The sequence below is a fragment of the Hyunsoonleella jejuensis genome (assembly GCF_900111025.1).
Taxonomy (GTDB): Bacteria; Bacteroidota; Bacteroidia; order Flavobacteriales; family Flavobacteriaceae; genus Jejuia; species Jejuia jejuensis.
This window is the reverse complement of record NZ_FOFN01000001.1, coordinates 1,504,282-1,516,915: the sequence shown is the minus strand read 5'-3', so window position 1 is coordinate 1,516,915 and position 12,634 is coordinate 1,504,282. Positions and strand designations below refer to the sequence as shown.

General features: G+C 34.3%; 12 protein-coding genes and 2 tRNA genes. 10 read left to right on the top strand and 4 right to left on the bottom strand.

Translation table 11 applies throughout. The features are described 5' to 3' along the window. Positions 1-55: 55 nt before the first annotated feature. Positions 56-1,186 (bottom strand): tRNA guanosine(34) transglycosylase Tgt, encoded by a 1,131-nt coding sequence (gene tgt, locus BMY39_RS06545; protein ID WP_092577394.1) that lies wholly within the window; start codon positions 1,184-1,186, stop codon positions 56-58. 154 nt (positions 1,187-1,340) lie between these two features. On the opposite strand from tgt, the gene BMY39_RS06540 reads away from it, so the two are divergent. The 3 genes from BMY39_RS06540 to BMY39_RS06530 all read left to right on the top strand — a co-directional run bounded on the left by BMY39_RS06540 (position 1,341) and on the right by BMY39_RS06530 (position 3,938). Continuing rightward, the gene (locus tag BMY39_RS06540) at positions 1,341-2,186 is read left to right on the top strand and encodes a transketolase (RefSeq protein ID WP_092577391.1); all 846 of its coding nucleotides are present in this window, start codon (positions 1,341-1,343) and stop codon (positions 2,184-2,186) included. A gap of 18 nt (positions 2,187-2,204) precedes the next feature. Continuing rightward, positions 2,205-3,158, top strand: a complete 954-nt coding sequence (locus BMY39_RS06535; protein WP_092577388.1) for a transketolase family protein — start codon at positions 2,205-2,207, stop codon at positions 3,156-3,158. A gap of 144 nt (positions 3,159-3,302) precedes the next feature. Continuing rightward, on the top strand, positions 3,303-3,938 hold the full coding sequence (locus BMY39_RS06530) for an outer membrane beta-barrel protein (protein ID WP_092577385.1): 636 nt from the start codon (positions 3,303-3,305) through the stop codon (positions 3,936-3,938). Between the two features lie 60 nt (positions 3,939-3,998). On the opposite strand, the gene BMY39_RS06525 is transcribed toward BMY39_RS06530, so the two are convergent. Continuing rightward, positions 3,999-4,997, bottom strand: coding sequence for an FKBP-type peptidyl-prolyl cis-trans isomerase (locus tag BMY39_RS06525; protein WP_092577383.1), 999 nt, complete (start codon positions 4,995-4,997; stop codon positions 3,999-4,001). A gap of 82 nt (positions 4,998-5,079) precedes the next feature. On the opposite strand from BMY39_RS06525, the gene BMY39_RS06520 reads away from it, so the two are divergent. Both BMY39_RS06520 and BMY39_RS06515 read left to right on the top strand, forming a co-directional pair. Then, positions 5,080-5,451: an RNA-binding S4 domain-containing protein gene (locus tag BMY39_RS06520; RefSeq protein WP_092577381.1), complete on the top strand. Its 372-nt coding sequence runs from the start codon at positions 5,080-5,082 to the stop codon at positions 5,449-5,451. A gap of 29 nt (positions 5,452-5,480) precedes the next feature. Beyond that, entirely contained in the window at positions 5,481-5,984 is a 504-nt protein-coding gene (locus tag BMY39_RS06515) for a phosphoribosyltransferase family protein (protein WP_092577379.1), read from the top strand. Here the strand turns inward: BMY39_RS06515 and BMY39_RS06510 are convergent. Further along, positions 5,976-6,497, bottom strand: coding sequence for a shikimate kinase (locus BMY39_RS06510; RefSeq protein ID WP_092577376.1), 522 nt, complete (start codon positions 6,495-6,497; stop codon positions 5,976-5,978). The two genes, BMY39_RS06515 and BMY39_RS06510, sit on opposite strands and share 9 nt — an antisense overlap. A 137-nt stretch (positions 6,498-6,634) precedes the next feature. On the opposite strand from BMY39_RS06510, the gene BMY39_RS06505 reads away from it, so the two are divergent. Together BMY39_RS06505 and BMY39_RS06500 are read left to right on the top strand one after the other, a co-directional pair. Next, a tRNA-Lys gene (locus BMY39_RS06505) sits at positions 6,635-6,707 on the top strand. A gap of 58 nt (positions 6,708-6,765) precedes the next feature. Next, positions 6,766-6,851 (top strand) — tRNA-Leu (locus BMY39_RS06500). Between the two features lie 39 nt (positions 6,852-6,890). Here BMY39_RS06500 and BMY39_RS06495 read toward each other — a convergent pair. Next, positions 6,891-9,131, bottom strand: coding sequence for a tetratricopeptide repeat protein (locus BMY39_RS06495; protein WP_092577373.1), 2,241 nt, complete (start codon positions 9,129-9,131; stop codon positions 6,891-6,893). A 247-nt stretch (positions 9,132-9,378) separates the two neighbouring features. On the opposite strand from BMY39_RS06495, the gene BMY39_RS06490 reads away from it, so the two are divergent. The 3 genes from BMY39_RS06490 to BMY39_RS06480 are packed head-to-tail and all read left to right on the top strand — an operon-like array spanning position 9,379 to position 12,630. Next, on the top strand, positions 9,379-10,281 hold the full coding sequence (locus BMY39_RS06490; protein WP_092577370.1) for a MerR family transcriptional regulator: 903 nt from the start codon (positions 9,379-9,381) through the stop codon (positions 10,279-10,281). A 43-nt stretch (positions 10,282-10,324) separates the two neighbouring features. Next, positions 10,325-11,791: a phytoene desaturase family protein gene (locus BMY39_RS06485; protein ID WP_092577367.1), complete on the top strand. Its 1,467-nt coding sequence runs from the start codon at positions 10,325-10,327 to the stop codon at positions 11,789-11,791. Next, the gene (locus BMY39_RS06480; protein WP_092577364.1) at positions 11,791-12,630 is read left to right on the top strand and encodes a phytoene/squalene synthase family protein; all 840 of its coding nucleotides are present in this window, start codon (positions 11,791-11,793) and stop codon (positions 12,628-12,630) included. Before BMY39_RS06485 ends, BMY39_RS06480 begins: the two co-directional genes overlap by 1 nt. The last annotated feature ends 4 nt before the right edge of the window (positions 12,631-12,634 follow it).

The following is a 12,634-nucleotide window of genomic DNA, read 5'->3' as shown; positions in this document are numbered from 1 at the left end:
ACAAATAGCGTTTTAATATGTACCAATCTAATATCTTCACTACTTATTATTATCGTTATAACCTTTTATCCATTTGCTTTACCATTATATTCTTCCATTCAGAAAAATCTCCTGCTAAAATATGTTTTCTTGCTTCACGAACCAACCACAAATAAAAACCTAGGTTATGAATTGTAGCAATTTGTTTACCCAACAATTCATTAACTGAAAATAAATGTTTTAGGTAAGCTTTGCTATATTCAGTATCTACAAAGGTAATAGCCATTTCGTCAATTGGTGAAAAATCATCCTCCCACTTTTTGTTTTTAATGTTGATGGTGCCATGAGCGGTAAACAACATACCATTTCTAGCATTTCGCGTTGGCATTACACAATCAAACATATCAATACCTAACGCAATATTTTCTAAAATATTGATTGGTGTACCAACTCCCATTAAATATCTTGGTTTATCTTCTGGCAACACGTTACAAACCACTTCAGTCATAGCATACATTTCTTCTGCAGGCTCGCCTACTGAAAGGCCGCCAATAGCATTTCCAACAGCTCCTGCATTTGCAATATATTCAGCGGATTGTACTCTTAAATCTTTATAGGTACTTCCTTGAACTATAGGAAAAAATGCTTGGTTATAATCGTACTTCAAAGGTGTTTTTTCTAAATGAGTAATACACCTATCTAGCCAACGGTGCGTCATGTGCATGGACCGTTTGGCATAGTTATAATCGCATGGGTAGGGTGTACATTCATCAAAAGCCATAATGATATCAGCACCTATGGTTCGTTGAATTTCCATAACGTTTTCAGGCGTAAACGTGTGGTAACTTCCGTCTATATGCGATTTAAATTTTACACCTTCTTCTTTAATTTTTCTATTGGCTGAAAGTGAATAGACTTGATAACCACCAGAATCTGTCAAGATATTCCTATCCCAGTTCATAAATTTATGAAGCCCCCCTGCTTTTTCTAAAATATAGGTTTGTGGACGTAAATACAAATGATAGGTATTTCCTAAAATTATATCAGGATTAATATCGTTTTTTAATTCACGTTGATGCACACCTTTAACTGAGCCAACGGTTCCAACCGGCATGAATATTGGGGTTTCTATCACCCCATGATCTGTAGTTATCTGTCCTGCACGCGCCTTAGTTTGGACATCTTTTTTCTTTAAATCAAATTTCATAAACCTAAAAACAAGTGAGCAAACCTACATATTTTATATCAAAAAAAGTAAACTTATTAACAGTAGTTAGTAGTTTATACAAAATAGGGTGTTTTAAGTTTGTAAAACTGTCTTAATCACCTATTTTTGTGGCGCAAAAAATAATCAATTCAACATGCCAAACATTAAACACTTAGAAGATATCTGTACACAAGTACGAAGAGATATCTTAAGACAGGTACATAAGGTGAATTCTGGTCACCCAGGAGGCTCTTTAGGCTGTACCGAATTTTTCGTTGCACTTTACAACGAAATAATGGATAGAAAAGACACTTTTGATATGAACGGAATAGGTGAAGATCTGTTCTTCCTATCAAACGGCCATATATCTCCCGTATACTATAGTGTGATGGCGAGGGCTGGTTATTTTCCTGTTGAAGAATTAAATACATTTAGGTTGATAGACTCGCGTCTTCAAGGACACCCAACAACCCATGAAGGGCTTCCTGGAGTACGTATTGCTTCAGGTTCTCTGGGTCAAGGAATGTCTGTAGCTATTGGGGCAGCACAAGCTAAAAAACTAAACAACGATAATAAACTCGTCTACTCGCTACATGGAGACGGCGAACTGCAAGAAGGTCAAAATTGGGAAGCAATTATGTATGCTGCTGGAAAAAATGTAGATAATCTAATTTCGACTATAGATTTAAACGGCCAGCAAATAGATGGCTCTACTAATGATGTTTTACCTATGGGAGACATTAAAGCGAAATTTGAAGCCTTTGGATGGATCGTTTTAGAAATTGAAGACGGAAACAATTTAGAAGCTGTTTTATCTGGAATGGCAAAAGCCAAAGCCGAAACTGGAAAAGGAAAACCTGTTTGTGTTTTACTAAAAACGGTTATGGGCCATGGTGTTGATTTTATGATGTACACGCATGCATGGCATGGTAAAGCGCCAAACGACGAACAGCTTGCCATAGGCTTAGAACAAAATCCTGAAACCTTAGGTGATTATTAACCACTTTACTTTAAAACAATGAAAACATATACATACACCGAAAAAAAAGATACAAGAAGTGGTTTTGGAGCTGGTCTAACAGAGCTTGGTAGAACCAACCCAAATGTAGTCGCACTTTGTGCGGACTTAATTGGGTCTTTAAAAATGAACGATTTTATTAAGGAAAATCCAGAGCGTTTTTTCCAAATAGGTATTGCCGAAGCCAATATGATGGGTATTGCTGCCGGTTTAACTATTGGCGGTAAAATACCCTTTACAGGAACTTTTGCTAACTTTTCTACAGGAAGGGTTTACGATCAAATTCGTCAATCTATTGCATATTCTAACAAGAATGTAAAAATATGTGCATCGCATGCTGGTTTAACCTTAGGAGAAGATGGTGCAACACACCAAATACTCGAGGATATCGGTATGATGAAAATGCTACCAGGAATGACCGTTATTAATCCATGTGATTACAACCAAACTAAGGCAGCCACAATTGCTATTGCAGAATATGAAGGCCCTGTTTATTTGCGTTTTGGCAGACCATCGGTTCCTATTTTTACACCTGCTAATCAAAAATTTGAAATTGGTAAAGCCATTAAATTTACTGAAGGTACAGATGTTACTATAGTTGCTACTGGTCATTTAGTTTGGGAAGCTCTTGAAGCTTCTAAAACTTTACATGAGCAAGGTATTTCGGCAGAAGTCATCAACATTCATACAATTAAACCTCTTGATGAAACGGCTATTTTAGAGTCTGTTGCAAAAACAGGTTGTGTAGTTACTGCAGAAGAGCATAATATTCTAGGTGGTTTAGGTGAAAGCGTTGCACGCGTATTGGCAACAAATAATCCAGCACCTCAAGAATTTGTTGGAACAAACGATACTTTCGGAGAATCTGGAACACCAGCGCAATTGATGGAAAAATATGGATTAAATAGTGCTTCAATCGTTGAAAAAGCTAAAAACGTAATAGCTAGAAAGTAACTTATATCGTATAAGCTAAATTAAAGTGGTTTTTCAAATTAGTTTTGAGAAACCACTTTTTTTATTTTGATGTTTGTTAAAATATTTAACGTTTGGCAACGTTTTTGATTGTAGACTTGACATCAAATCTTAAAATGAATAATTATGAAAAGTACAAATGAATTGCAAAAAGAACTGAAAGGTCAATTTTCTAAAGTAAAACTTGTTTTACTGCTAGCAGCCTTAGTTCTACTGTCATTATCGTCTTTTGCGCAAACTCAAACTGGTTTTGGCTTGAAAGGAGGATTAAATTACACAGGGAATGGAGATTACTTCGAATCTATAGGTTCCAATGCTGAAAACCCCGATAGAAACATAGGCTATCACATTGGTGTCTTTGGAAAAATTGGACAAAAAGTATATTTAAGACCAGAATTAGTATATACCAAGACCAAAAGTGATTACAGAAACGATAGTTTTGAAATGAGTAAATTAGACGCACCTATACTCGTTGGTCTTAAGGTATTGGGCCCTATTAGTGTTTTTGCTGGCCCTTCATTTCAATATATACTAGATTCTGAATTTGATAATATATCTATAAATAATATAGAAAACGATTTTTCAGTAGGCTTAAACTTTGGAATAGGGTTAAACTTGAAAAAATTAGGGATAGATTTAAGATACGAACGCGGATTTAGTGACAACGAGGCAACATTTATTAACAACAATATAGGTGGCGTAGAAAGCCGATTAGATACAAGATCAGACCAACTGATACTTAGCTTATCATTACTCCTTTAACCCTAAGGTAGAGATACTTGCCTAAATAAAAAAACTCACCTTGATGGTGAGTTTTTTTATTTATGTATTTTTTGATTCAGTTGCTTCGGGATCTAAATATCTAGGTATTCCATTTGGCCCAATATCGTTGGTTGGATCGCCATCGCCATCTAAATCCTCATTTATAGTAAATACGCCGTCACCATCGTCATCTGCATCAACGTAATCAGGCGTACCATCATTATCAGTGTCATCATCGCCATCCTTTTCAGGATCATCTGGATCGATTGTAAACTCACCATCTTGATCTATATCCTCTTTCCAAGATGGCACCCCATCGTTGTCATGATCGTTTTCAAAACTTTGAAGCAGTTCGAACTTAAAAATCAACGGTGCATATGCAGGAATGTCAGATGATGGAGAATTTGCAAAATAGGATAATCCTGATGGCAAAAACATTACGCCCGTTCCGTGGTTGCTGTAGGAAATCGTACCATCTCCGTTATCGACAAAAGTTTCAGCGACGTTGAACAAAGGAAATACTTTTCTCCAACCTGGAATAGTTCCAAAAGTTGTAATTCGGTCACCTATCAAATTCAAATCAACGGGTGTAACGGCACTGTCAAAAACAGAATTATTAAGTAACATACCTTCATATATAACCCTTACTTTATCAGAAAATTTTGGTGAAGTCGTGCCTCCTCCTTTATTCAATTCTAATATATAAAATTTATACTCTGTATCGGCGAAGTTTATTGTTTTGGTTTGCACAGCATCATTGGTATCATTCCCATCGTTTGAGTATAAAACTCTATCTGTATCATTTGGCAAAATACCATTTTCTGGAATTTCACTTATAATTAAATCAGCAATCTTAGGATTTGTATTACCGATAAAATCTCCTGCATTATAATAGTGTGTTGTTAAATACTTCACTATTGAGTCGTTATCAGCTATTTGTTGTTCGGCTCTATCCCTAATAACCACTTCAGGTATATTAATACTGTCATCATCATTATTACAAGCTGAAAAAACTAAAGTCAGGCAGATTATTAAAAAAGCGATTTTTCTTAAACTCATTATTGCTTATTTTTGAGGCGCAAGATACAATTTTAATGTAATCTTGTGCAAGAACATTAACGTTAGTTTTATAAATAATTGTATGCGTGTAGACAAATATTTATGGTGCGTGAGGTACTATAAAACAAGAACTTTAGCAACAACTGCATGTAAAAAAGGGCACATAAAAGTGAATGGTGATGTGGTGAAACCAAGTCGAGAAGTTTATGCTACAGACAGAATTGAATTGCGCATAAACCAAATTAATTATCAATTAACTGTAAACGATATTCCTCCAAATAGAGTTTCAGCTAAAATTGTTGATATTTATAGAACCGATACAACTCCTAAAACAGAGTTTGAAGCGCAAGAGCTACTTAAATATTCTAAGGATTATTACAGAAAAAAAGGTACAGGAAGGCCTACTAAAAAAGATAGACGCGATATTGATGATTATAACAGCGAAAATGATTAATTTTAAGTTTTTATTTTAATGTCAAGGTCATGAACTTAAAGGATAATGTTATTTTAAATCATACAGAAATTGAGCATAAAATAAAGCGCATTGCTTTTCAGATTTATGAAGCTAATGTAAATGAAAATGAGGTGGTAGTAGCCGGTATTGGTACCAATGGCTATTTACTGGCAAAACAATTAAAAACGATTCTAGAAGACATATCTGAGATACAGCCCATTTTGTGTAAGGTTACGATAGATAAAGAGAATCCGCTTTCTGAAATTTCCACTTCACTTAAACCTGAAGAGTACACCAATAAATCGATTGTTTTAGTAGATGATGTTTTAAATTCTGGCACTACTTTAATTTATGGTGTTAAACATTTTTTAAATGTTCCTCTGAAACAGTTTAAAACAGCGGTATTAGTAAATAGAAATCACAAAAAATACCCTGTAAAAGCAGATTTTAAAGGTATTTCCCTATCCACATCGTTACATGAGCATGTTCAGGTAGATTTAAAAGGAAAAAGACAACAAATTATTTTAGAATAGTTGCAGAATTATATCTTCTACAACTTCTGCTTTTTCTTTGTTATCAGTTAAAACTGTTATTTCAGCTTTGTTATAAAATTGAGAACGCTCGAATAGGTGTTTTCCAATAAACTCTGTCATTAACTCCTCGGTTTCTATATGCGCAATTAATGGCCTTTTTGCTTTCTTTTGAAACAATTTCTCAGATAGAAACGGCAATGAGCCCTTCAAATAAATTGACACAGCATTATCTTCCTCTAAAATTGCCTCCATATTACCAGCAAAACAAGGTGTACCGCCGCCAAGAGCTAAAATCGTGTTTTCTTTAAGTTTTAGCAGCGCTTTAAGATATTCTGTTTCCTTTTTCCTAAAGTAAATCTCTCCTTTGGTTCTAAATATATCTTTTACGGTTGCATTTTCTTTTTCTTCAATATAGTCGTCTAAATCGATTAATTTATAGTTTAACTTTTTTGCCAAAATTCGTCCTATAGAAGACTTTCCAGAACCCATATATCCGAGTAAAACTATGATCATTTTATTGCTTGTTATTGATTATTAAAAACATAGATAACTAAGGCACAAAAAAACGAAAATTATATAAAAAAAGTATTGTTTTATTAATTAAACATTATATATTTGCACCCGCTAACGGGAAGTTAGCCTTTATTTTAGACCGGGTAGCTCAGTTGGTAGAGCATCTCCCTTTTAAGGAGAGGGTCCTGGGTTCGAGCCCCAGCCCGGTCACAAGAAGAAGTTAAGCTTTATTGCTTAACTTTTTCTATTTTTACACACTTCTTTTAATGCGCACGTGGCGGAATTGGTAGACGCGCTGGCTTGAGGGGCCAGTATCCGTTTTAGGATGTGGAAGTTCGAATCTTCTCGTGCGCACAAATTAAACAAGCAAGTACTTTCCCTAAAACAGCATCTCTATTTAGGCGTACTTATTTGATTTAAAAACACTCTGTACTGTTGATTGTTCGGGTACAATTGCACTAATCTTGATGCTATATTCACTGCCTTATTAATGTTCCCTTGTTTTTGGTATATATAAGCCAAAACATAAAGTAAACTTTCATTATTAGGTGCTAATTTTAAGCCCTTAGCTGCTGTCCGTTCAGCCTTTTCTAAATTGTTGATCTTATCATATAATAAGCTTAAATTATAATAGAACCTTACATTTTCGGGCATATGCTTAATGGCCAGTTCCATTTGTTTTACAGCCTCTTCAGTCCTATTCAATTCTGCTAGCAGCAACGCATAAGAATAATAGGTTTGTGCATAGTCAGGCTCTTGTTTTATAATGAGTTTAAAAGCTGCTTCCGCTTCTTCAAATTGTTGGTTTCTATAGTATAAATTGGCCAAATTCATACGTAACATATTATTCAAATCATCAACTTCTAGAGCTTTTTCATACCAAACAATGGCATTCAAAACATCTCCTTTTTTTAAGTAGTACATAGCTTTTTTAGCTCTTCCTCCCGAGAAATCTGCAGTTACCTGTAAGTGGTCATTAAATTCCTGTTCAACCTTTTTGTATACTTCTTTATATTCTTCTGGTATTTGAAATTGATTTACAGATGCCACAGCTAAAAAAGCTTTTACTCTTACAGTGCGCTTCTTATCCTTAAGTAACGGTATGAAAAAAGCTGCCAAATCATTACTGCTGCTTTCATTTAGCGCATCAATAACGGCACCACGAACTAGAGGAGAATCATCGTTTAAAAAAGAGAGCATATTATTTATTGCATTCTCATCTAAATAATTTCCCATTGCCATTATAGCTGAAGCTCTTGCCATCTCAGGATAGATGGTGTCTTTTGATAGTTCAAGAAGTTTTTCAAATCCGTGTGGATCGCCTGTTAAACCTGGTGCTAATAAATCTGAAAAATGTTTAGACTTTGGCTCACCATGTGTTTTCTTATAATTATCCCAAGCCCATGTGTCATCTTTATCTGTGTGGCATTGTGTACAGGCATTTGGTGTGCCATATTTTAAACTTAAATCTGGCCTTGGTATTCTAAAACTATGGTCTCTTCGGTAATCATTCCCCATATAAATCTTACCAGTCATATGGCAATTTATACATTCGGCACCTTCAGAGTCTACATCATGAAAATGATGCTCTGTTGTATCATAAACCTTAGTATCGTGGCATTGTGCACAAAGCATATTCCCTTTAAATCTTAACTCCAGAGAATGTGGATTGTGGCAATTGGTGCAGGTAACATTATTTTGATACATTTTACTTTGAAGAAACGACCCATATACATAAACCTCATCTAAAATTTGGCCGTCAGGATAATACAAGTTATTTGCTATTAGTTGAGGAAAATAATGGTCTAAAAATGTACCTTCAAAATTATAATATTCTGAATACTGCTCCCTACGAACATGGCACCTTGCGCATTCATCCACCAATGCTTTTGGCTCTGTTGCAAATGTCATCTTTAGCTCGCCTTCAAATGTATAATTATCACCTAGCCTGTTTACTGCCTCCACATGATCTTTCCCTGGACCATGACACGCTTCGCAGTTTACATTAATCAGGGCATATTTGGTATCGTAGCTGTTGGTTTCTAAATCGTAATTTTTTCTCACGTTGGTAGAATGGCAATCAGCACACATATTATTCCAATTTAGGCCTCCGCGAGACCAATGCAACCATTCTGAATGCACCACTTTAAAATCGGGATACAAATCAAACCATTTTTGTTTTTCTGTATCCCATGCGGTCCTTAAACACTGGTAGTGCCCATCAGGAAATTTTACTATATATTGCTGTAATGGCTCAACGCCAAAAGTATATTCAATCTTATAATCATGATACTCGCCATCCCGCCCTTCAGTATTTACGTAAAAATCACCTTCTTTTTTGTAGAATTTGGAGGTTACTTCTTGGCTTTTAAAAATTGTATTATTAAAATTCCCAAGGACCGTTGAATCGTTTGCAATTTGCATTGCCTTATCATGGTGCGACCCTTTCCATTCTTTAAATTGCTCTCCATGACATGATTTGCAAGCTTGATCTCCTAGAAAATGATTATCTGGAATTTTAGTTGAAGAAGCAAATATGTTTCCCTTAATATTTTGAATATCAACATACTCAGATTTATCATTTTTACAGGAAAAACAAACTAAAAGTGTTAAAATAATAAAAACTAAACGCATAAATTTCTCCTGACACTATTTGTGAAATTGTAATATATCAAGACATCAAAAATACTTAATAATATTAGGTCTTCAAAGGCTTTTTAAAGGAAAGAAAGCCTTTGACATAAATAATAAATGCCTGTAATTTTGTATTGATCCTAACAAGAAAAAAAATAACAAAGTGTTAATTTTTAAAACTTTTACAACTATTTTGTGGTAGTTTCAGTTGGTATTCGTAATTTTGTTTAACGAAATTTGGTTTTTAATGAACAATATACAAGTTAATTTTAGCATTAAGGATTTAGAGAACCTTACTGGAATTAAGGCTCACACTATCAGAATATGGGAGAAGCGCTATAATTTACTTCGTCCTAATAGGAGCGACACCAACATTCGAAGTTATAGTTTAACAAGTCTCCAAAAGTTATTAAACATTTCTTTTTTAAACAATAATGGCTACAAAATATCTAAAATAGCCGATCTATCGGAAGATGAAATTCCTATAAAAGTAAGAGAAATTGCATCTAGAGCAAAAGTAGAGGATCACGCTATTAATGCTTTTAAGCTCTCAATGCTTAATTTTGATCAAGTGCTGTTTTACAACACATACAAAAATCTCATAGAAAACAAATCGTTTAATGATATTTTTTATGATATATTTTTGCCTTTATTAAACGAAATAGGTTTGTTATGGCAAACGGACACTATTACTCCTGCACACGAGCACTTTTTAACATCACATATCAAGCAAAAAATATTACTTAATATAGAACGCTTACAAATATTAGAACCCAAACCAGTATCAAAAACTTTTATTTTGTTTTTACCCGACAATGAAGTACATGATATTGGTTTATTATTTATAAATTACCAATTGAGAAGTAAAGGTTACCATACTATTTTCTTAGGAGAAAGTGTACCTATGTCTAGTTTGGTAAGTGTTTTAGAATTTTTCGATGAAATAACATTCATTTCATATTTTACTGTATACCCTGAATTGATTGAAATTCCAAAATATATTGAAGAATTCGATGAATTGCTTCTAAACAATGAGAAGACTGATTTGCTGCTTTTAGGCCCCAAATTAATAGGCTTAGACGAAAATGTTCAACTCCCAGAACGCGTCAAGAAGTATGACTCTATTGAAAATTTAGTTAAAGATTTATAATTCGTTTTATTTTTGTTTAACTTTTATATATATTTGTTAAACAATGAAAAAAAGAATCGCCATAATAGGTTCAGGATTTGCCGGCCTCTCCGCCAGTTGCTACTTAAAACAGTATGGTTTTGATGTAACCATCTTCGAGAAAAATGCCACTGTAGGTGGACGTGCCAGACAATTAAAAAAAGAAGGATTCACATTCGATATTGGTCCAAGTTGGTATTGGATGCCAGATATCTTTGAGAAATTCTTTAATGATTTCGGTAAATCAACTTCCGATTATTACCAACTGGATAAGTTAAGTCCGGCATACAAGATATTTTTTAAAGATGAAGTCATTACGATTGGTGATACCATGGACAAGATATGCGCAGAATTTGAGCGCATAGAACCCGGAAGCTCCAAGCCGTTACGTCAGTTTATAGGTAAAGCCGCTACTAATTATGATATTGCCATAAATAAAGTCGTTTTAAAACCCGGAATCTCCCCTTTTGAACTGGTTACACCAGAAACCGCATCTCGTGTAGATCAGTTTTTTAAAACCATAAGTGGTGACGTTCGCAAAAAGTTTAAAAATCCTAAGCTAATATCTACACTAGAATTTCCAGTACTTTTTCTCGGAGCGAAACCAAGCAATACACCATCATTCTACAGTTTTATGAATTATGCCGATTTTGGTCTAGGTACTTGGCATCCTAAAGGCGGTATGTATGAAATTATAAAGGCTATGACTGCTTTGTCAAAGAGTTTAGGTGTAAACATTTACACAGATAGCCCTGTTGAGAAAATAGTTGTTGAAGGGAAAAATGCTACATCCATAAAAGTAAATGGTGAAACTAAATCTTTTGATATCATATTAAGCGGTGCGGATTATCATCACTCTGAAACTTTGCTAGATGAAACGTACAGACAGTATTCAGAAAATTACTGGGCTAAAAAAACATTTGCACCTTCATCACTTCTATTCTATGTAGGTTTTGATAAAAAATTAAAAAATGTAGAGCATCATAATTTATTTTTTGATACAAGTTTTGAAACGCACGCTGAAGAAATATACGATAATCCACAATGGCCTAAAGACCCATTGTTTTACGCAAACTTTCCTTCGGTAACAGATGCCTCAATGGCTCCAGAGGAATGTGAAACTGGGTTTTTTCTTATACCCATAGCACCAGGAATTGAAGATACTGAAGAAATTAGAGAGCAGTATTTTGACATTATCATGTCTCGCTTCAAGAAATTAACCCAACAAAATGTCACAAATAATATTATCTTTAAAGAATCCTTCTGCGTTAAGGACTTTATTAAAGAGTATAATTCTTATAAAGGAAATGCCTACGGAATGGCTAACACCCTTTCGCAAACTGCCTTTTTAAGACCAAAATTAAAAAGTAAAAAAGTAAATAATCTTTACTTCACCGGCCAACTCACAGTTCCAGGTCCAGGAGTGCCGCCATCATTAATATCTGGAAAATTAGTTGCACAATTAATTAACAAATATCACAACAAGTCATAATGAAAGCATTATTCGATACCGTATCATACAGTTGTAGCAAAGTGGTAACTAAAAGTTACAGTACTTCGTTTTCGTTAGCCACAAAAATGCTGTCCAATTCCATAAGAATGCATATTTACAATATTTATGGTTTTGTAAGATTTGCTGATGAAATTGTAGATTCCTTTCATGATTACGATAAAAAGGAACTTTTTGAGCGTTTTACAGAAGATTTGGAAAATGCCTTAAAAGAGAAAATCAGTTTAAATCCAATTTTAAATGCCTTTCAGCACACCTATCATACGTTCAATATCGACAAAAGTATGGTAGATGCCTTTATGAAAAGTATGCGTTTAGATTTGTATAAGAAAGATTACTTATCTGATGAAGAATACAAGGCCTACATTTATGGCTCTGCCGATGTTGTTGGTTTAATGTGCTTAAAGGTTTTTGTTAATGGTGATGAGGATAAGTTTAACGAGCTTAAAGACACAGCTATGTCCTTAGGTTCCGCATTTCAAAAAGTAAATTTTTTAAGGGATTTAAAGGCGGATTTTAATGAGCTAAACAGAAGCTACTTTCCTAATGTTGACCTAGATAACCTCGACGAAAACTCCAAGCAACAAATTATAGACGATATTGAAAGCGACTTTGAAAAAGGACTGAATGGGATTAAAAAATTACCTATGGAGGCTAAGTTCGGCGTATTCATGGCTTACCGTTATTACAGTCAACTTTTAAAGAAACTTAAAAAAACACCTGCGTTACAAATAAAAGACACTCGCATTAGGGTTTCAAACCCAAAAAAAATAGAACTTTTAGCACGTAGTTATGTAAAATATCAATTAAATTTAATGTAATTTT

What these genes read in the sequence shown, in the direction of transcription:
- BMY39_RS06495 (WP_092577373.1), bottom strand. Translation starts at nt 9,131, where the DNA reads ATGCGTTTAGTTTTTATTATTTTAACACTTTTAGTTTGTTTTTCCTGT.
- BMY39_RS06480 (WP_092577364.1), top strand. Translation starts at nt 11,791, where the DNA reads ATGAAAGCATTATTCGATACCGTATCATACAGTTGTAGCAAAGTGGTA.
- BMY39_RS06490 (WP_092577370.1), top strand. Translation starts at nt 9,379, where the DNA reads ATGAACAATATACAAGTTAATTTTAGCATTAAGGATTTAGAGAACCTT.
- BMY39_RS06535 (WP_092577388.1), top strand. Translation starts at nt 2,205, where the DNA reads ATGAAAACATATACATACACCGAAAAAAAAGATACAAGAAGTGGTTTT.
- BMY39_RS06515 (WP_092577379.1), top strand. Translation starts at nt 5,481, where the DNA reads ATGAACTTAAAGGATAATGTTATTTTAAATCATACAGAAATTGAGCAT.
- tgt (WP_092577394.1), bottom strand. Translation starts at nt 1,186, where the DNA reads ATGAAATTTGATTTAAAGAAAAAAGATGTCCAAACTAAGGCGCGTGCA.
- BMY39_RS06485 (WP_092577367.1), top strand. Translation starts at nt 10,325, where the DNA reads ATGAAAAAAAGAATCGCCATAATAGGTTCAGGATTTGCCGGCCTCTCC.
- BMY39_RS06525 (WP_092577383.1), bottom strand. Translation starts at nt 4,997, where the DNA reads ATGAGTTTAAGAAAAATCGCTTTTTTAATAATCTGCCTGACTTTAGTT.
- BMY39_RS06510 (WP_092577376.1), bottom strand. Translation starts at nt 6,497, where the DNA reads ATGATCATAGTTTTACTCGGATATATGGGTTCTGGAAAGTCTTCTATA.
- BMY39_RS06520 (WP_092577381.1), top strand. Translation starts at nt 5,080, where the DNA reads ATGCGTGTAGACAAATATTTATGGTGCGTGAGGTACTATAAAACAAGA.
- BMY39_RS06540 (WP_092577391.1), top strand. Translation starts at nt 1,341, where the DNA reads ATGCCAAACATTAAACACTTAGAAGATATCTGTACACAAGTACGAAGA.
- BMY39_RS06530 (WP_092577385.1), top strand. Translation starts at nt 3,303, where the DNA reads ATGAAAAGTACAAATGAATTGCAAAAAGAACTGAAAGGTCAATTTTCT.